This is a genomic window from Candidatus Poriferisodalis sp. (genome assembly GCF_965262965.1).
Taxonomy (GTDB): Bacteria; Actinomycetota; Acidimicrobiia; order Acidimicrobiales; family Poriferisodalaceae; genus Poriferisodalis.
This window is the reverse complement of the sequence record NZ_OZ253573.1, coordinates 1,296,591-1,315,735: the sequence shown is the minus strand read 5'-3', so window position 1 is coordinate 1,315,735 and position 19,145 is coordinate 1,296,591. Positions and strand designations below refer to the sequence as shown.

Annotated in this window: 17 protein-coding genes; 11 read left to right on the top strand and 6 right to left on the bottom strand. The window is 63.3% G+C overall.

Translation table 11 applies throughout. The features are described 5' to 3' along the window. The first annotated feature begins 24 nt into the window (after window positions 1-24). The 7 genes from ACQY5K_RS06330 (at window position 25) to ACQY5K_RS06300 (ending at window position 9,775) form a co-directional block, all read left to right on the top strand. A complete protein-coding gene (locus tag ACQY5K_RS06330; protein ID WP_428121116.1) occupies window positions 25-2,133 on the top strand; it encodes a type I restriction-modification system subunit M in 2,109 nt (702 codons plus the stop codon). Between the two features lie 32 nt (window positions 2,134-2,165). Further along, window positions 2,166-3,452, top strand: a complete 1,287-nt coding sequence (locus ACQY5K_RS06325) for a restriction endonuclease subunit S (protein ID WP_428122582.1) — start codon at window positions 2,166-2,168, stop codon at window positions 3,450-3,452. Further along, window positions 3,449-6,541, top strand: a complete 3,093-nt coding sequence (locus ACQY5K_RS06320; RefSeq protein WP_428121114.1) for a type I restriction endonuclease subunit R — start codon at window positions 3,449-3,451, stop codon at window positions 6,539-6,541. The genes ACQY5K_RS06325 and ACQY5K_RS06320 overlap by 4 nt, the downstream gene beginning before the upstream one ends. Before the next feature lie 6 nt (window positions 6,542-6,547). Beyond that, the gene (locus ACQY5K_RS06315; protein WP_428121112.1) at window positions 6,548-6,859 is read left to right on the top strand and encodes a DUF1883 domain-containing protein; all 312 of its coding nucleotides are present in this window, start codon (window positions 6,548-6,550) and stop codon (window positions 6,857-6,859) included. A 31-nt stretch (window positions 6,860-6,890) separates the two neighbouring features. Further along, window positions 6,891-8,000 (top strand): IS630 family transposase, encoded by a 1,110-nt coding sequence (locus ACQY5K_RS06310; RefSeq protein ID WP_428122579.1) that lies wholly within the window; start codon window positions 6,891-6,893, stop codon window positions 7,998-8,000. Window positions 8,001-8,061: 61 nt separating this feature from the next. Then, window positions 8,062-8,583, top strand: a complete 522-nt coding sequence (locus tag ACQY5K_RS06305) for a toll/interleukin-1 receptor domain-containing protein (RefSeq protein ID WP_428121110.1) — start codon at window positions 8,062-8,064, stop codon at window positions 8,581-8,583. A gap of 133 nt (window positions 8,584-8,716) precedes the next feature. Beyond that, window positions 8,717-9,775, top strand: coding sequence for a DUF2806 domain-containing protein (locus tag ACQY5K_RS06300; protein ID WP_428121108.1), 1,059 nt, complete (start codon window positions 8,717-8,719; stop codon window positions 9,773-9,775). 52 nt (window positions 9,776-9,827) lie between these two features. Here ACQY5K_RS06300 and ACQY5K_RS06295 read toward each other — a convergent pair whose 3' ends face one another. From ACQY5K_RS06295 to ACQY5K_RS06275, 5 genes are all read right to left on the bottom strand, one after another. Continuing rightward, on the bottom strand, window positions 9,828-10,871 hold the full coding sequence (locus ACQY5K_RS06295) for a hypothetical protein (RefSeq protein WP_428121105.1): 1,044 nt from the start codon (window positions 10,869-10,871) through the stop codon (window positions 9,828-9,830). Window positions 10,872-11,529: 658 nt separating this feature from the next. Then, window positions 11,530-12,141, bottom strand: a complete 612-nt coding sequence (locus tag ACQY5K_RS06290) for a TIGR02391 family protein (protein ID WP_428121102.1) — start codon at window positions 12,139-12,141, stop codon at window positions 11,530-11,532. 194 nt (window positions 12,142-12,335) lie between these two features. Next, entirely contained in the window at window positions 12,336-13,262 is a 927-nt protein-coding gene (locus ACQY5K_RS06285; protein WP_428121099.1) for a hypothetical protein, read from the bottom strand. Next, the gene (locus tag ACQY5K_RS06280; protein WP_428121097.1) at window positions 13,259-14,296 is read right to left on the bottom strand and encodes a hypothetical protein; all 1,038 of its coding nucleotides are present in this window, start codon (window positions 14,294-14,296) and stop codon (window positions 13,259-13,261) included. Before ACQY5K_RS06280 ends, ACQY5K_RS06285 begins: the two co-directional genes overlap by 4 nt. Window positions 14,297-14,923: 627 nt before the next feature. Beyond that, on the bottom strand, window positions 14,924-15,175 hold the full coding sequence (locus tag ACQY5K_RS06275) for a hypothetical protein (protein ID WP_428121095.1): 252 nt from the start codon (window positions 15,173-15,175) through the stop codon (window positions 14,924-14,926). A gap of 97 nt (window positions 15,176-15,272) precedes the next feature. On the opposite strand from ACQY5K_RS06275, the gene ACQY5K_RS06270 reads away from it, so the two are divergent. The 4 genes from ACQY5K_RS06270 (at window position 15,273) to ACQY5K_RS06255 (ending at window position 17,808) form a co-directional block, all read left to right on the top strand. After that, window positions 15,273-15,692, top strand: coding sequence for a hypothetical protein (locus tag ACQY5K_RS06270; RefSeq protein WP_428121093.1), 420 nt, complete (start codon window positions 15,273-15,275; stop codon window positions 15,690-15,692). 229 nt (window positions 15,693-15,921) lie between these two features. Further along, window positions 15,922-16,242: a hypothetical protein gene (locus ACQY5K_RS06265; RefSeq protein WP_428121091.1), complete on the top strand. Its 321-nt coding sequence runs from the start codon at window positions 15,922-15,924 to the stop codon at window positions 16,240-16,242. Between the two features lie 221 nt (window positions 16,243-16,463). Next, complete coding sequence (locus ACQY5K_RS06260; protein WP_420623287.1) at window positions 16,464-17,156, top strand: topoisomerase DNA-binding C4 zinc finger domain-containing protein; 693 nt, start codon at window positions 16,464-16,466, stop codon at window positions 17,154-17,156. A gap of 409 nt (window positions 17,157-17,565) precedes the next feature. Continuing rightward, window positions 17,566-17,808 carry a hypothetical protein gene (locus ACQY5K_RS06255; protein WP_420623288.1) on the top strand — a complete coding sequence of 81 codons (243 nt, stop codon included), beginning with the start codon at window positions 17,566-17,568 and terminating at the stop codon, window positions 17,806-17,808. A 105-nt stretch (window positions 17,809-17,913) separates the two neighbouring features. On the opposite strand, the gene ACQY5K_RS06250 is transcribed toward ACQY5K_RS06255, so the two are convergent. Continuing rightward, window positions 17,914-19,008 (bottom strand): hypothetical protein, encoded by a 1,095-nt coding sequence (locus tag ACQY5K_RS06250; protein WP_428121089.1) that lies wholly within the window; start codon window positions 19,006-19,008, stop codon window positions 17,914-17,916. Window positions 19,009-19,145 lie beyond the last annotated feature (137 nt).

Below are 19,145 nucleotides of genomic sequence, written 5' to 3'. Positions count from 1 at the left end.
GCAGCGGCGCGGTCGGAGGATTGAGTGAACGCACAGACCCACGGCGAGCTTGCGAACTTCATCTGGGACATCTGCAATCTGCTGCGCGGCCCCTACAAGCGCAACGAGTACCGCAAGGTGATCTTGCCCCTCACGGTGCTGCGCCGTTTCGACTGCGTGCTCGCTGACACCAAGGACGACGTGCTGGTGGCTGAGCGGGTCCACGCCAAGCAGTCCGAGAACGTGCGCCATCAGCTTGTCGCTGCCGCGGCGCAGCGGCCGTTCTACAACACGTCCCCGTTCGACTTCGCCCGTCTGCTCGACGACCCCGACCAGATCGCGGTGAACCTCAATGCGTACATCGCCGCGTACTCGCCGAACGTGCGCGACATCATGGCCAGCTTCGACTTCGGCGCCCAGGTCGACCGCCTCGCCGAGCGCCAGCGCCTGTTCCAGGTGATCCAGCGCTTCGCGAACCTCGACCTGTCGCCCCAGCGCGTGGACAACATGCAGATGGGCTATGTGTTCGAGGAATTGATCCGCATCGGTGCCGAGCAGTCGAATGAGGAAGCCGGGGAGCATTTCACGCCCCGCGAGGTCATCCGGCTCATGGTCAGCCTGCTGCTGTCCCCCGAGCCTGACCTCGGCAAAGCCCACATCGTCAAGACCATCTATGACCCCGCGTGCGGCACAGGCGGCATGCTCAGCGTCGCCGAGGACTTCCTGCGCAGCCACAACGCCGATGCCAGGCCGCATCTGTTCGGCCAGGACATCAACAACGAGTCATGGGCGGTCTGCCGCTCGGACATGCTCATCAAGGGCGAGAACGCCGACAACATCAGGCTGGGCGACTCGTTCACCGCAGACGGCTACAAGCACAAGTCAGACGACACCCGGTGGACGTTCGACTACATGCTGGCCAACCCGCCGTTCGGGGTCGAGTGGAAACAGCAGCAGCAGACCATCAAGAACGAACGCGACACGCTCGGCTACCAGGGCCGTTTCGGCGCGGGGCTGCCGCGCATCAACGACGGCTCGCTGCTGTTCCTCCAGCACATGCTGTCCAAAATGGCGCCCGTCGCCGCTGACGGCACCGGCGGCAGCCGTATCGCGATCGTGTTCAACGGGTCGCCGCTGTTCACCGGCGACGCAGGCGGCGGCGAGAGCAATATCCGCCAGTGGATCGTCGAGAACGACTGGCTGGAGACGATCATCGCCCTGCCCGACCAGCTCTTCTACAACACCGGCATCTCCACCTACATCTGGGTACTGACGAACCGCAAGGAGGGCGACCGCCGCGGCAAGGTCCAACTCATCGACGCCCGCGAGTTCTACGTCAAGATGCGCCGCAGCCTCGGCAATAAACGCAACGAACTCTCAGCAGACCAGATCGACGACCTGACCCGCATCCACGGCAGCTTCACCGACGGCGAGACACGCAACCTCACCGACGAAGACCCCATCACACATGAGCCGCGCACCCGACCCCGCGTTGTCAGCAAGATTTTCGACAACGACGACTTCGGCTACCGCAAGATCACCGTCGAACGCCCGCTGCGGCTCAACTTCGCCGCGACAGCAGAACGCATCGCCCGCATTGAGGACCAGACGACATTCGTGAATCTGGCCAAGAGCAAGAAGGGCGCTGGGCCAGCCCACGACGCCGAGGTGGCCGAGGGCAACGCCCGCCAGCGGGCCATTCGCGACACGCTCGAAACCCTGTCCGACACCACTGGCGGCGAGATCATCGGAAACCGCGACGAGTTCACCGCACGGCTGCGAGCAGCCGCCGAAGCACACAGCGTCAAGCTGTCCAAGCCCGAAATCACGGCAGTCCTCGCAGCGCTCGGCGAACGCGACCCCCTAGCCGACATCTGCGAGGACCGCAACGGCAACCACGAACCCGACACCGGGCTGCGCGACACCGAGAACGTGCCGCTCGGCGAGGACATCGACGCCTACATGGAACGCGAAGTCCACCCGCACGTCCCCGACGCCTGGGTCGACCACGACAAGACCAAGACCGGCTACGAAGTCCCCCTCAACAGGCACTTCTACGTCTACGAACCGCCCCGCCCACTCGAAGTCATCGAAGCCGACCTCAAGACGCTCGAAGCCGAGATCGGGCAACTGCTCGCGGAGGTGACGGCGTGAGGCCGCCATATCCCGATTACACCGAGTCGGAAATGGAGTCGATCGGCGCGATCCCGTCTCACTGGGAGACGCGGCGTCTTAGGACACTGGCTGCCTACCGCACAAGCAGTGTGGACAAGAAATCCGCTCCTGACGAGGCAGCGGTTCGTCTCTGCAATTACACCGACGTGTACTACCGAGAGCGAATCCTCGCCGGTGACGACAATTTCATGCACGCGACGGCCTCCGCCCAAGAGATCGACCAGTTTGGTCTGGAAATCGGCGATGTGCTGATAACGAAGGATTCGGAAGACTGGTCTGACATCGCCGTCCCTGCGGTTGTCGAGGAGACTGCCAACGACTTCGTGTGCGGTTATCACCTCGGCATTATCCGTCCGGGTAGTCACCTCGAACCGGCGTTTCTGTTTCGCGCGCTGCAGTCGCAGAGCGTGAATGTCCAACTCCAGACGGCAGCCACAGGGGTAACCCGATTCGGGGTTACCCGAGGGGGTGTCGGACGCACGGTTGTCCCTCTGCCTCCCATGGATGAGCAACGTTCAATCTCAGCTTTCCTCGACTCCGAGACCGCCCGCATCGACAAGCTGATCACGAAGCAGGAGTTGCTGATTGAGCGGCTTGACGAGTACCGGACGGCGTTGGTCACGAAGGTGGTGACGAAGGGGCTGCCGCCCGAGGCTGCGGAGGCCGCTGGGCTGGACCCGGCGCCGGCGCTGAAGGACTCGGGGGTGGAGTGGCTCGGAGGAGTGCCGGAGCATTGGGAGATCAAATCCTTGGTCCGCGCCGTCATATTCCAGCGTGGTCATGATCTCCCCAATGATGTACGCGAGCCAGGAACTGTGCCAGTTGTTTCTTCGGCCGGAGTTTCCGGCCACCACGCCGAGGCAGCCGCTACCGGTCCTGCGATTGTGACAGGGCGATATGGCTCGATTGGAGATTTCTATGTCATCGACGGCCCTTTCTGGCCATTGAACACGAGCCTCTACAGCATCGATCTCCGTGGCAACGACGTGATGTTTCTGATCTTCATGCTGAGGAGCATCAAGCCATTGTTCATCGCCAATGCAGCAAAGTCGGCAGTCCCCGGCGTCGACCGCAATGACATTCACGGAATCCAAGTAGCGATTCCCGGACGAGAAGAACAGGAGGCCATCGCTGGCTACCTCAAAAAAATGTCCGAGCGCATCGACGCTCTGAGAGCGAAGGCCGAGTTGTCGATCGAGCGCCTGTCGGAGTACCGCTCGGCGCTGGTGTCAGCGGCGGTGACGGGCAAGATCGATGTGCGAGAGGCGGCGCTGGCTGGTTCTGGGGGTGGCGGATGATGTCTGTTCAGACGACGGAGCATGCGTTCGAGTCGTCGGTGGAGTCGATGCTGGGGCAGGCCGGCTGGACCTCGGTTGATGCGTCGGAGTGGGATGTGGATCGGGCGTTGTTCCCAGCGCGTGTGATCTCGTTCGTGCGTTCGACCCAGCCGGAGTTGTGGGAGCAGGCTGAGGCGTCTCAGGGAGCTGAGCTTGAGCCGCGTCTGCTGGAGCGGCTGTGTAAGGAACTGGACTTGAAGGGCACTTTGGAGGTGTTGCGTCACGGGTTCAAGTTCGTGGGCAAGACGTTCCGGCTCGCGTATTTCAAGCCCGCGCACGGCCTGAATCCTGATGCGGTGGCTTTGTTCGGTGCGAACGAGTTGACGGTGACCCGTCAGGCGCGTTGTCATCCGGGCAAGAACGACACGGTTGATCTGCTGTTCGCGTTGAACGGTGTGCCGGTGGCGACGTGCGAGTTGAAGAACCCGATGACGGGTCAGAACTGGCGGCACGCGGTCAGCCAGTACAAGTCTGATCGTGAGCCGGGTGCGCCGTTGTTCAGGTTCGGCAAGCGGGCGTTGGTGCATTTCGCTGCGGACCCTGATGAGGTGCACATGACGACGCGTCTGGCGAAGGGCGATACGCGGTTCTTGCCGTTCAATCGGGGCAGCCACCCGGGCGAGGTGCGTTGCGGTGCGGGCAACCCGGCTCATCCGTCGGGGCATCGGACGGGCTATTTCTGGGGCGAAGTGCTGGAGCGGGACCGGTTCTTGGAGATTGTTGGCTCGTTCATGTTCACTGAGCGCCGCGAGGAGAAGGTCGTCGACGCCAAGGGCGCCCGCACGGTCAAGCGCGAGACGCTGATCTTTCCCCGCTATCACCAACTCGACTCGGTGAGCCTGATGGTCGAGACCGCCCGCGCCGAAGGGGCGGGCAGCAACTATCTGGTGCAGCATTCGGCGGGCAGCGGCAAGACGAACAGCATCTCGTGGCTGTCACATCGCCTGTCGAGCCTGCACACCGCCGCTGATGACAAGGTGTTCGACTGCGTAGTGGTGATCACCGACCGGCGTGTGCTCGACGCGCAATTGCAGGACGCGATCCGCCAGATCGAGCACACCGAAGGGGTCGTGCAAGCCATCGACGAGAACTCCCAGCAGCTTGCCAAAGCGCTCACCGACGACACCAAGATCGTCATCACGACTTTGCAGAAGTTCCCGTTCGTGATGGGCGGCCTGATGCGCATCGCCGGCGCGGACTCTGCCGCGGCGAGCGAGGCTGAGAGCGCTCAGGTGGCGGAGTGGGCGCAGGGGCTGGCGTCGCGGCGTTACGCGATCATCGTGGACGAGGCGCATTCGAGCCAGACCGGCGACACTGCCCACCAGATGAAAGCGCTGCTGGGCGCGGGAGCGCTCGCGGGCGGCGACGACCCGCAGGACTGGCAGGACGGCCTCAACGCGGTGGTGGAGTCACGCGGACCGCAGGAGAACCTGAGCTTCTTCGCGTTTACCGCCACGCCGAAGGGCAAGACGATCGAACTGTTCGGGCGTCCGGAAGCGGACGGCAAGCCGGTGCCGTTCCACACCTACAGCATGCGCCAGGCCATCGAAGAGGGATTCATTCTCGATGTGCTGGGCAACTACACCGACTACGACACCTATTTCAGTCTGGTCAGCACCGCGGAGGAGGACGACGACTTCCCCAAGCGTCGCACCGCGACGAAGCTGTCGAAGTTCGTGACCCTGCACGAGCACAACCTGTCCCAGAAGACCGAGATCATCGTCGAGCACTTCAGAAACCAGGTCATGCACGCCATGGGCGGCAAGGCCAAAGCGATGGTGGTGGCGGGGTCGCGGCTGCACGCAGTGCGCTACATGAACCACCTCACCCGCTACATCGACGAGCACGGCTATGACGACGTTCGGCCGCTGGTGGCGTTCAGCGGCACCGTCACCGACCCCGACACGGGCTTCGAGTACACCGAGCCGAAGATGAACATCGACGTCGTGTCGGGCAAACCGATCAGCGAGGCCGCGCTGGCCGGGCGGTTCGACTCGCCGGACTACCAGATACTGCTCGTGGCTGAGAAGTACCAGACAGGGTTCGATCAGCCGCTGCTGCAGGCCATGTACGTGGACAAGCCCCTCTCGGGGGTGCATGCGGTGCAGACGCTCTCGCGGCTGAACCGCATCGCCGCGGGCAAGCAGCCCCCGTTCGTGCTCGACTTCGTGAACTCGCCCGCTGACATCGCTGCGGCGTTCGCCCCCTATTACGGCGTCGCCGAGTTGCGCGAGCAGTCCGACCCCTACCAACTCGACACCCTCGCCCACGAACTCGGCCAAGCAGGCGTGTACCAGCAGCCCGAGGTGGACGGCTTCGCGTCAGTGTTCTACCTGCCCGCACACAAGCAGCAGCCGACCGACCACGCCCGCCTCGAAGCCGCCCTGCAGCCCGCACGGGACCGCTTCGCCGCCCTCGACGACGAAGAAGCCCAAGAAGAATTCCGGGACCGGCTCACCGCCTACGTGCGCCTCTACACGTTCCTGAGCCAGATCATCCCCTATGCCGACTGCGAACTCGAACGGCTCTACTCCTACGGCCGCATGCTGCTGCCCCGGCTGGCCGCACCCGACGGCGGCGACCCCATCGATCTCGGCGGCGACGTCGAACTGGAGTACTACCGCATCCAGAAAATCTCCAGCGGAGCAATCAGCCTCGACAGCGACGACGCCACCGTCACCAGCCCCACCGCAGTCGGCACCGGCACCGCCGAAGAAGAAACCGAGCCGCTGTCACAGATCATCGAACGCCTCAACCACCTCTTCGGCACCGACTTCGACGACACCGACCGCCTGTTCCTCGAAGCGGTCCACAACGACGCCATGCAAGAAGACGACATGCTCGTCACCGCACGAGCCAACGACTTCGACAAGTTCTTCCTGGCACAGCGGACTCGCCTGCGAGAACTCATGCTTGACCGTCTCGCCGAGAACGAGGCACTCGTGAACCGCTGCCACAACGAGGCCGATGTCGGCGATGTCGTGGACTACGGAATGATGCAGGCCATCTTCGGCAGCGCCAACGCGGTGACCGAGAGCGGTGAGGACTGAACGCGGGTGGGCGAGTTCATCCACAGCGATCTCGGATTCCGGGACAGCGGCGACGTCGTTGTCGTGACGCTCAGCGGTTCTGCCGCGAACGTGCGACTCGTCGACTCCCTCAACTTCTCCCAGTACCAGAGCGGGCAAGAACACCACTACTTCGGCGGCCTCGCCGAGCAGTCGCCGGTGCGCATCCCGATCCCGCACAGCGGCATGTGGCACGTGGTTGTCGACATGCAGGGTTTGAGCGGAAGCGTCAATGCTGGTTTCCGTGTGATTCCTGCGGAGGCACTTAGTGTCCTGAGTGGTGAGTTAGTCGCGTTTTAGTGTTCGGTGCGCCATCATGGAGTCTTCGACGATGATCGGAGGCTGTGATGGGGCTCGACGGGGACGGCCGGCTGTGCCGGTGGAGCTGGACGTCGGGGAGCGCGAGACCCTGGAGCGGTGGGCGCGGCGGCCCAAGTCGTCCCAGGCGCTGGCTTTGCGGTGCCGGATCGTGCTGGGCGCCGCGGCGGGGCGTGCGAACAATGACATCGCCGCGGAGCTGGGCTGCCATCCCGCGACGGTGTCGAAGTGGCGCAAGCGGTTCGCGCAGCGGCGCCTGGACGGGCTCGCTGACGACCCGCGGCCCGGGCCGCCGCGCAAGATCACCGACGCGGTGATCGAGGACGTGCTGGTGCGCACTTTGGAGACCGTGCCGGGCGACGCGACGCACTGGTCGACGCGGTCGATGGCCAAAGCGGCGGGGGTGACCCAGACCGCGGTGAGCCAGATATGGCGCGCGTTCGGCCTCAAGCCCCATCTCGTCGACGAGTACAAGGTGTCCCCCGACCCGCAGTTCGTCGACAAGGTCCGCGACGTCGTGGGCTTGTACCTGAACCCGCCCGACGCGGCCGTGGTGCTGTGCGTGGACGAAAAGACCCAGATCCAGGCGCTCGACCGCACCGCGCCGATCCTGCCCCTGATGCCCGGCACGCCCCAAAGACGCACCCACGACTACCGCCGCCACGGCACCACCGACCTGTTCGCAGCCCTCGACACAGCCTCGGGAAAAGTCATCACCTCCATGACCGCGCGCCACCGAAGCGAGGAGTTCCCCAAGTTCCTGAACCAGATCGACAAAGAGATCCCCGACGGCCTCGGCATCCACATCGTGCTCGACAACGTCTCCACCCACAAGACGCCCGCGATCCAACGCTGGCTCGTGCGCCACCCCCGCTTCAGCCTGCACTTCACCCCCACCTACAGCTCATGGATGAACCTCATCGAGCGCTGGTTCTCCGAACTGACCACCAAATGGCTCAAACGCGGCACCCACCGCAGCATCCAAGAGCTCAAGGACTCCATCAACGCCTGGACCGACAACTGGAACGACAACCCGAAACCGTTCGTGTGGCACAAGACCGCCGACGAGATCTTCGACACCATGGCCGCATATATGCAACAAATTCCCCACTCAGGACACTAGGCCGCTGCCGCCCATCCAACAGTCGCCCGTCTCGCCCACTGCCAGCTACACCTTGCAGGACGTGGTTGACAATGCCGCTGCACTGAGTCCGGCCAGCGCAACGGCTGATTACGACATCTTCATCTCGCACGCGACCGAGGACAAGGAAGCGGTAGCTCGACCTCTCGCGACAGCGCTCGACGCCCGCGGCATCACTGTCTGGTACGACGAGTTTGAGCTGCGCATCGGGGACAGCCTCCGCCGGAAAATCGACGCAGGCATCGCCGGGAGCCGTTTCGGACTGGTCGTGCTGTCTCACGCCTTCTTCGACAAGGGATGGGCGCAATACGAACTAGACGGTCTAGTTACTCGGACAGTCGGAGGCGACCAAGTGCTCTTGCCGGTCTGGCACGAGATTTCCAAGGACGATGTTGCGGCGCGCAGTCCATCGCTCGCCGACAGAGTGGCCCTCAAGACCTCCGACTTCACGATCGATGAAATCGCGGATCAGATCGCAGAAGTCATAACGGACGGCCGTCAACCGGAATCTGGCAGGGCATTGCGGCACGAAGATGCGGCGAGCGCCGAGACAAGCTCGTGTTGAGCACAGAGGATTCTGGTCGGGCAAGCGCCGCAACATTCGGCGCTACGAGCACTTCGCGAGACCTCGAATGCCATGCCACGTCTGCTCGACGTGATGCGTTTGCGGAGTCGAGCATCACAGGGAGGTCGCAGCAGTGCTAGAGCTTCCGGCGATTGCGAAACTGATCGACTATGTAGCTGCTGGTATCGGCGCGGTGGCAGGGCCTCTGCTCGAACCGTGGGCAGCCCGCCGCCACGCCAAAGCCGCAGTAATCGAAGCCCAAGGCCGAGCAGACGCTCAGAGCATCCTCGCGACATCGGAAGCTCATCAACTCCAGACCATTGCGCAGGCGCAACTTGAAGCCAGACGGCTGTTTGACCCGACGGCGCTCACGCAAGCCGGTCAGCGGACAGATGCGGACGTGGTAGCGCAGGCTTGGCAATTCCAGCAGGAAAAGCGCATCCAAAACATCCGGGCAGTGACTGAGGCCGCCGCTGCGGAGCTAGGCGACGAGACCGTGCCGGGCGACGGCCCTGACCCTGATCTCGACTGGGCTGCCAGGTTCTTCAGCGGCGTCCAAGATGTGTCATCGGCTGAGATGCAGGAACTCTGGGCGCGTGTGCTCGCGGACGAGGTACGTCAACCCGGCAGCACGTCCATTCGCACGTTGGAAATCCTGCGCAATCTGGATCGTCGAACTGCCAAAGTATTCCAAAGGCTCTGTGCCTTGTCCACATCGCTCGTGGCCCCGATCGCCCGAGTCGATCTGCCCGATGAGATCGTCGGCTTGGGCTTCGACGTCCGGCATCAGCGGCTCGTGATCGACCAACGCGTAATCGCGATACGAGGGAGCGCGGCCAGCAACGCTCTGAAGGACTACGGATTGGACTTCGGAACGCTCAACGTGCTCAACGAATACGGTCTCATCATTTCTGACTACAACTCCTGGCGCGACTACCGTCCCGCAGTCATCCCGCCAAGCGCGGCCCCGGCAGGACCCTTTCGAATCGACCACGCAGACCGCCACTGGGTCCTCCTCCAAGACAGCGGCGACACAGCCCAAGGGGAACTCCGCCAGCACGGCGTCGCGTTGTCGAGCGCAGGCCGAGAGCTTGCATCCGTAGTGGACTTCGAACCAGACGAGCAATACCTCAACGACCTGCGCGGCCACTTCCAAACACAGGGACTTCGGCTCGTCGAAGCAGCTACTTAGACAACGGTTGGGGAGTGCTTCTGCCTCGCTGCCAAGATGACTGCCGTAGCGGTCAGGCAGTGGGGTTGGATGAGGGTTCGGGCCGGAAGTACTTGGCGCGGATCAGTTGGTTGACCGTGCGTTGGAGATCGGCCAAGAAGTTCACATCGATGCCTTCCGTGCGGCCGTGAGCGATGTCGTTCCTGTAGTCCTTTAGCTCACTTGGGGTCTTGCTGCCTGCGAGCGGAGCGTCAGCGGCCGCGATCTGCGCACGTTCGTACAGAGCGCCCGCCGCGTCAACGCCTGACTGCCGCAAATGCAGATAGAAGAGCTGCTGGAACGATTCGTCCTTGGCGTCTTCGCAGTACATCGAGCGGAACACGAGCGCCACGCGATCGTCGTCGAGGTCTCGTTCCATCTCCTCGACGGCATCCCGAATGCGGGCCGCTCGCTCGGCGTAGCCCGTCGCATCCAATGGCGTATCCGCGGTGAGTGCTGGTGCGTGCATGGTTGGCTGCATGATGTCGACGAAGCGGCCGTCGTCGGTGACGAGGCAGCGCTGGTCCAGAAGTTTTTGGATCGGGCCGGCGTGCTGCTGTGCGGCACGCACCCCTGCCATGACCAAGTTCAGTTGCCTCTGGTCTGCGGGTAGTTCGGGCCATGCGCCGTCAATTGTCGGCCAGGCGGCGATGAACTGTTCACCTTGACGGCCGCCAAGCAATCTGGGCAACTCCTCGCCGCCTTTGGTCAGGACTTCATCGGAGACGCAGCATTCGCCTTGATTCATTGCGACTGGTGCTACCGCATCGACCTCTTCGACCACGACAAACAGACGCGTGCCATGCGCCCGTGCCGCTCGCGGCCACGTCTCGTCCACGACATGCCGCAGGGACGGGCTGATTGCATAGTGATCACCGAATGCTGCATCGGCGAAGCAATCCACGAGATTCGATGTGACCGTCGCCCCCATCGACGCCGACTCATAGATCGTGTGATGCGGCTCATCGCTGCTCTCCGTCAAGAGCGCCCCGGGAAATTCGAATACCCGCGTTCGTCGATGACCGCTGATCGTGCACGCCAACGCAATGCCGCCCCATCCCGAGTACATCTTTCGCACTGCGGCCAGTGTGAAGTTTCGCGATTCCGTACGAGGCTGCAACGACTGCAACAGACGCTCTGCCGAATTTGAAATTTGAGCCATCTCAACAGTCCGATTGGTCTGCGCCTGACAACCGCCCGGCCTCACTCGGCGAGGCAGGCGACAAACGCACCACTGACTCGCCTGTGCATCTTCTGTGACACAGGCAAGGTATCGGACCCGACGGCTACTGCCCGCGTGTGATTCCAGCTTTGGCGAGCAGGCCTGCTGACGCTCCGGCTTCGCGTGAGGTCGCGTACCGGATGCCCTTGCGTTGCCCGTGGCTGGCAGCGTGGGTGATGTACCCGTCTACGGCGGCGGCTCGGTTCGATGCATCTCCGGCACAGCAATGCCATTCCAAGCGTGGAGGCCTGCTCACCCCGCTTGTCATCTTGAGTTTGGTATCTCGTCACGCAAGTGGGGTGTCAGTGAGCCTCTTCGAGTTCACGATCTGTGCTGGACCGTTCGACGAGATGGAAGCTCGACTCCGCAGCGCAGAGATCAACCATGGCCAGGAGCAGGGCGCTGACCCTCGGATGACGTGAACCGTGGCCGCCGAGACAAGGCGGAGGAACATGGCCGTAGCTCAGTGGGCTGCGCCAACGCTTTCCGTGGAGCGCGGGCCAGGCTGAGGCCGCTATGTCGATCCGGCCTCGACCAACTCGCTGTCATCAACCCAGCGCGCCGGGGTGCTCAGTGCTCCAAGCTGCTCCAGTGCCTGTTGCTCGGTGAGGTCGGCCTTCTTGTGGGCGACAAGGTTGCGAAAGCCCTGCGAACATGCTTCGCCGAGGCTCGTGGCTCCCTCGTGAGCGGACTTCCAGGATTCCTCGTCCTGCCGCTCCACGAAATTCAACCTCAGCCTGGGTTTGTTGGGAGTTGGATCATCGAGTGAGAACGACTGCTGAAAAAGCGCTTTGCCGCTGATGTCTCTTCGGCTGAGTTTCACCTGTGTCTTACGGATTACGGCTTCTGCTGCGGCATGCACAGCGTCGCCGAAGTAGCCGTCGTCCCAGTATCCCCTGGCCGCATCCCAGACCCACGGATGAAACCCGATCGCCGCCAGCGCCGGTCCTGAGGGTCCGAGGATTTCAACCACGTCGTCCTCATAGGCGAGCATTCCGATGAGGATGTCTGCCGCTTCAAGCCCGTGGCTCATGTCGTCGAATGTCCAATGCGCATCGAGATGGGCCAGTTTCTCTAGCAGCGAGGGATCAAGACGCGCTGCGACCTGACGAACCAGCGGCAGCAACCGTAAGGCAGCGGAACGTGCGATCTCGTGTTCGGAGCTGTAGTCGTTCGCGCGGGCATCATCGAGCCAGGCACGGAATTGCCCGACTCGCTCGATCGCCACCCCAGAGTTGTTGAGTGTCACAACGGAAATGCCCTCTCAGTCCAAGCGAGAAGATCGACGGATCGAGTCCTCAGACGGCGTTGGGTGCGCATTTAGTCGCCGCACTCGCGTGTGTTTCTGCGCGGGCCGCCTCGGCTGAGCCGCAGGATGATGGCACCGACGACGTGCACGGTGAGCCACGCGTCCTCGCCAACGGCGTTCCCTTGCCCGGGATGGGCGCTGCCGAGGTTGCCGCGATCCGCTATCAGCCAGCCCTCCAGCGGTTTGTCGTGTTTCGCCAAGAGTCCATTGTCGATCGCGGCTGCAAATTGCTTCGAGAGATTGTCGGAGCCGCCGCCACAGCCGAGTGCAGTCAATACGGATTGCAGCGCTGTGCATGCCTTGGTGATGGCTTCGTCGGGCTGGCGGTGCTGGATCGCCCTGAGAGCCTCTCGGTATGTGGAGTCGGCGTCAGCGAAGGCTCGCTCGCCGGTGAGGAATTCGACGGCGGGGACCAGAATTTCTTGATCCGCGATGCTGCCGCTGCGCGGCAGAAAGTCCCCGTCCACGAAGACGAAGCCGATCCGGTGGTCGTCGAGGATTTCAGTGATCCGGTCCCGGAGCAACTCGCGCGAACGGGGACGTCTCGCGATGAACTCCTCGTCCCTGACCGCCTGCCAGCGCCAGAGACCCTCGATCAAGCCCAAGATGACCGCCGGCGACGCGTCCGGGTCCCTGATGCTGTCCACGAAGTCATCGACGCTCTGGCGGCCGAACAACTCGGGCACTTCGGCCACCCGGCTCACGACCCCCGCGGCGTCAGAGACCTCCTGGGTGATGGCACTCAACAACGTCTCTGCGTCGCGGCCGTCCATGTCGTCCCAGAGTTGGTTTCGTACGCATGCAGCGAGCTTGATGCGTGCCGTCGCGTCCAGCGCCTCGGTCCACAGGCTCACGCCCGCAGCCTCTCGCTCGGCCATGTCGCGTCGAAGCTCCTGTTTCGGAAAGAGCACCCATGGCTGCTCGACCGGATCGGTCATGACTGACAAACAGCGTCGGCCACGACCCCGTGGAACTGCTCAGCCAGCGACGTCGCCAGCATGACCGCGGTCAACGACCGGCACGTCGAGAAAACACCGGGCTGGCCCGCAGCATGGACAGTTGCGTGCCTGGAGAAGCCACGAGGAGGCGGCCTCCCGCTCTCCGGCGACCATCGCACGAGTGCTCGGGCGACAGGCTGGAGGGCCAGCCAACAGCGCAGCCTGCCAATCGGCACACGGTCCAAGTACGCGCCGGTGAACTCCTTGGCTGACTGTGTTCGGAGCCTCAGCGCGACGCTCTCGATGACGCCCGCCGCGAGCGCCTGGGCAGCCGACGTGTACCCATCGGAGAACGCTTCGACTGCCTCGCTGCACAAGCCGACCAGTTCGCCGCCGAGATCGTCGAGCACGACGCGGCAGTCGTCCATGATCTCGTCGCTGCGTTCCACGAGTACTTGTCGACGCGCAGACGCATCGGGTGCCGCCAGAAGCTTCTGGACGATCTCCGCACGCGGAACCCCGCACACGGCGATGCCCTCGACTCGCGCTATCTCCGCCACCGCGTCGAGAGACGGCAGGCTGCGCAGATTCGGCGGGTAGCAGTCCTCCAGCCGCTTCCACAAGTCATTGGGCGAGCGCGTCGAAGCAACGATGGAGGCTTCTTCGACTGAGCGGCCGAACCTCGCGACAGGCGAGAGGTCGAGTCGCAGGCCCGACTGGAGCCTGTACACGCACGAATCTGCCGCTGCAGCGATGTCGTCCACGAACCCCTTGGACGTTGCGGCCATTCGGGTCAACCCCCGACTCGCAGCAATCCCCGCGTCGAGGCGCCCCGCTGCGCTGATCGACCTCGACCATGAGGCTCCGAGTTGTCCGCTCTCGGCGAGTCCGGAACTGAACGCTGCGACACGAGGAGTTTCACGAGCGAACGCCGTCACTGCCCGCGCCGTGTGATCCAATCCGAGGACAGCGCGAAGCGATAGCGCCTCAGCCATCCCGCGGTGGCCGTCACGACTGGACAAGCTATCAGCCATGCGGTCGAGTATGTCCCGACCCCACCAATGCGCCAACCCGGAACGACACATCTGTCATTTCGAGATCGTTGCGTCCGCGGCGCACAAGGCCCGCAGGCGCTGCTGCTGCTCCAGAACCAGCACGATCAGTGATCGCGCCACCGCATCGTATTCTGGCCACATTCTCGCAGACCATCGATAATGCGCGACTCTTCGCGAGCAAGTGTAGGGAATCCCCGAATGGCACCCTGAACCCGCGGATCAGGCGAAATACCTGTTGCGCCGCAAGGTCAACGCAATCGCCGGATCGCCTTTTCCCCGACAGCGTTTCGGCAGCGATCCCGACCGGCCAAGCAGTCGATGTGGCCCCTCCATGCTCGCAGACGAGTCAAACCGCAACGCATTTGGGACTCACGGCGCCCTGCCGGCCCCGAAGTCGGCCTGACCTGCACAAGTGCCGGCCCCGAACGAACCGCGTCGTGTCCGGGGCAGAACGCAAATGTGGACCACCCGCTCGTCCCGATGTGGAGCCTCAAGTGCGGCACTCGTGAAACAGCCGTGACCTGCGAGTCCGCCTGCTTGCGAGCCATCCGCAGACTTCCACCGCGGGCGATATTGACTCAGCCACAAGGTGCGCGCCAAGTAGGTTCAGCGGCCCGACCCGAAGGAACCCGCGCTATGTCCGATGACCACATGAAGACTGCTCTCAGCCTCGTTCATGACCGCCAAGCTCGAACGGCCAAGTTGAGCGAGGTGGTTGAGCGACACCCGAATCTGAGTCGCAAGGGGCTTGAAGAATCCGATGTCGGCATGGTCGACTGGGACCAAGAAGAGCTGCGGCGGACGTTGTTGTGGATAGCCGCTTGTGAACCTCATCCGCATACGGAAATCGGTCGTCACAGCTACTCCTACAAGCATCGGTGCAGAGGACGCGACCGGTGCTTACGTTGCCAACGGCTCGCTGATATGTGCAGCGTTGATGTGCGAACTTCTGGTCGTGCCGATCGCAGGATCGCTGAATGCGGACATCGGGTTGAAGTCCCCGGTGCTGACACCTGCCAGAGACCATCTCATGGCATGCCAAGCGGCGGATTGCGAAGGGGCGTGCTTGCTGCACAATCGCGTCGCATCGATTCGGGCGTACCGGCACCCGACTCTTCGAGAGTTGGTCGGGCGAGCCGGGTTCTATTGGGATGAGTTGTCGCCACGGGTGCAACGGGACCTCAAGGCCGAGCACGAAGCCGATCCGTACAGGGCAATCGAGGACGACGTGAGCGGTCTCTACTCTCGCCTGACTGAGATCGCTCCAGAGGCACACGAGGCATGGGCCTGGTGCGCCGATTGCGAAGAGCACCACTGCTGGCCGTGCGGTGAATCACCGATTGGCATGTTCGTCTTGCCATCGCTCGCCGCCTAGGTGCGACACACGCAACCCGACAACATCGACCGTCTCGACCGGCCGCGATGTCGCAATTGGAGCCGACACTCTCGATGAGCGCAGCGGAGCCGATTGACCCAGACACGCATTCTCAAGATACTGCTCTGACCAGCGGAAACGGGTTTCGAACCAGCGCCCTCGCGGTCGTGACCGGCGTGAGTCGCAAGGAGCGGCATCGATGTCGCTCTCGGGGCGATTGGAGCGGCGTGTGAGTTCGATTGCCTGGACGGCGGTGGTGGTCGGGGGATGGTTCGTGCTGAATCTGATCGGCACGCTCGTCAACCGAAGCGATGAACGGATCGGCAGGTTCGTTCGGATTGAGCAGTCAGGCGATGTCCCCACGCCGTCGGACCAACGCACAAGTCGTCTCCGGGGCGTCCGAGACACCAAGACCAGCGGCAAACTGACAGTCCACCACCCCGACTGGCTGCGACCCGCAGTGCGTGCTCTGAACAACATGCGAGCGCAAGCGCCGTACTTGGCTGCGACGATGGCGTTGGCGTGGTGGATCGAGCGGATGTGGTCCTAGGCGGGCGGTCGTCCTCGGCTTGCAGCAACTGGCGCGCAAACGCACTTCGCTAGCCCTCGAAGCCCCCAAGGACATGCAGCCAGTAGCGAGTGGCACCGTGAACCCGCAGGTCAGCCTGAGTGCCTGTTGCGCCACGAGGGACCGCAGCGAACCCTCCATCGGCTGCGTCCCGCCGCTCAGCACTACAGTCCGCGATGATCGCGACTACTAGGACGCTAGGCATGACGTCGAAACGCATCGATCCCTCGGACAACGAAGCCGCTACGGAATCTCCGTGCCCGAAGTGCGGATCGGTGATGGTGCGCCGGGTCGCGAAGCGAGGCGACAACGCGGGGAACGAGTTCTGGGGCTGCTCGACGTTTCCGAAGTGCCGCTCAATCGTGCAGATCGCAGAACCCGAACCAGAGGCTTCGCCGGACGCGGATGGAACCGATCCGGTGTGCCCGTTCAGCAGCCCGCCGCCCGATCCGCCCAAGGGACTGCTGAAGCGGGCCGTCTCCGCGATGGACGGCATCTGGCGTTTCAACCTCGAACTTGACGAGCCGGACGCGAACGACCGCTGGGACCGTGAGCACCGCCGCAAGGTGCTCAACTACCTGCACATCCGCGACGGCGAGCGCTGCGGTCTGTGTGGCGGCAAGATGAAGCTGAAAGGCGCACAAGTCGAGCACGTCGTGCCGAAACGGTTCGCGGTGTTCGAACTCACCGCCGAAGGCGAAGCCCGGCAGGGCACGTACTACACGAGCGTGCTGCACGGCATGGAGAACCTCCAAGTCGCACACCAGCGATGCAACAAGTTCAAGGGCAACAAGCCTGACATCCGCGAATGGCGGCACCCGAGCATGCCCCGACTCGTAGTCGCCAAAGCCCAAGACGACCGGGTGCTGATGCTGCCGCCGCAAGAAAGCGTGTAAGCGGCGAGTCGCCAGGTGCGCCAAGTGCACTGTCGATCTCATCACCGACCTCGTACCGGTCTGCCCGAACTGTCACGCCACGCTGCACCGCCATCCCGACAAGCCGTGCAGCGCGGAGGAACTGCGGCGGCTGATGGGGGAGGCGAAGCAGGCGTGACCGCATCACCGGTGACGGACCGGCGCGCTCTCATCGGGCTGTGCGGCGCGGTCCAGAATCTGTTTGTTCGCGTTCGCGAATCCTTCGGTTCGCGTTCCGGAACCAGTCCGATCGCGGTGCGGTTTGGGAGAAACCGCGAATTCGAGGACCGAGCTATTGTTTCTGTTCGGCGCTCTGACCTGCATGAACGGCTGTCAGAATCATTCCGCGCTCGTCCCTCTACAGGAAGAGTCACGCGGCTAGCGTCACGGCATGGACGAAGCCACCGACGACGCACTAGCGCACATCGCTTCACACCTGCGATCCATCGCAGACGAACTGGTCGGCGTCGAACTCGGAGCACAAAACGTGATCCCCGAAGCAATCGTGTGGGCCGCGGCGTACAGCGACGATCCTGCTACGAACTCCACGACACGAGCGAGTCGTGCGAAAGCGGCGGTGGAGCAGTGGCGTGAGTGGCAGGAAGCAGATTTTCAGGCACGCGAGGGCAGCTAAGCCGCGGCTAGCTGTAATGCCCCCACAGGTTGTTGACGCGGCTGGCGGGCCAGCGTCAGCAGTCGGTGCTCTGGTCGGCTTGGCGAGGTTCCGCCTTCCGGTATATCAGGCCTCGTCGCGGTGCTTGTCGCGTATAGCGTCGCAGATGATCTGCGGCATGAAGCGTCTCCACAGGGCACTGCTTTCACCGTGGCGGTGGAGGTGGCATGCACAGACCGATGCGTCGAGCGCATCGAGATCGGCCTGAATCTTGCAGGCGTCCTTGATCATCGTGTCGTGGACTCTGTTCTGTACGGATTCACGCAGCGCCCGAGTCTTGAGCGCCAGTTGGTTGTCGGCGTAGGCGTCGAGGCGTTGATGCCAATTGGCCTGCTGCTCGTGGGTGGCGTTGTCGAACGTTGCGATGCGGTCTTGTAGCGCGCGCCAGTGCGTGCCGCGGCCCTCGCAGAGTTCCAGCACGGCTCGTGTGGTGGGTTCTAGCGCTGGGGGTTCGCAGATCATCCACTGGCTGGCGAACAGGCCGAATATCCCCGCCATCGGCAACATCTGTAGGACGTCGTGTTCGATGCGCTCAGGCTCAATCTCTACCTGTGTTGGGGGCAGCCACATGGCGCCGTTGATCACCACACGCGGTGCCAGAGGCATCATGAACCGTGCGGCGACTGATTCGCGTGGACCCCAAATCTTGGTGTCGAATACAGGCACAGCGCCCAAGGTGATGGGCAAGTCGGATGGCAGCACCGTGAGCACGGCACCGCAGTCGTGGTAGTCGCGTGTGCTGTCCCAGCGTTCTTGGATCATGGCTTCGGCTTCGGCGCTGTTGGGCGTCTTGCGCGAGTCGGCGAATTGTTGTGCGAGCACGGCCAACGAGCGTGCGTGGTGGAGTCGGGCTAGGTCTATGAGCGGCGTGAGATTCTCTGGTTCGGACAGGAAGTCTCGTGCTGCCTCGTAGTCCGTCATTTGGGGGCCGAGCGAGTCCATCAGCCCATCGAGGGCGAGTTTTGCCGGGTTCTCGATGTCGTTGCCCCATGTGTCTTCCTGTTCTGGTGACGACAGGGAGCGCAGCAGGTGAAGTTTGTCGGCGGGCACGATTGCGCTGTCACGGTGGTACGTGCAAACCACCCCGACATCGCCGTTCTCGTCGGCCCATCGCTTGATCAGGAACTTGCTGATGTAGTGCTGACGCCGTGGTCTGGGCACCGCGTGAAGCTAGCCGTGCCATGCCGAAATCTTCGCTGTCACGAGATGCATGCTCCTTCGTCCGCGTCCGATGAGCCGCCGAACGCCCGGTGGCGCTGCGTTCCAACGCGGCGCAGGGAGAACGGAGAGTGGAGGCC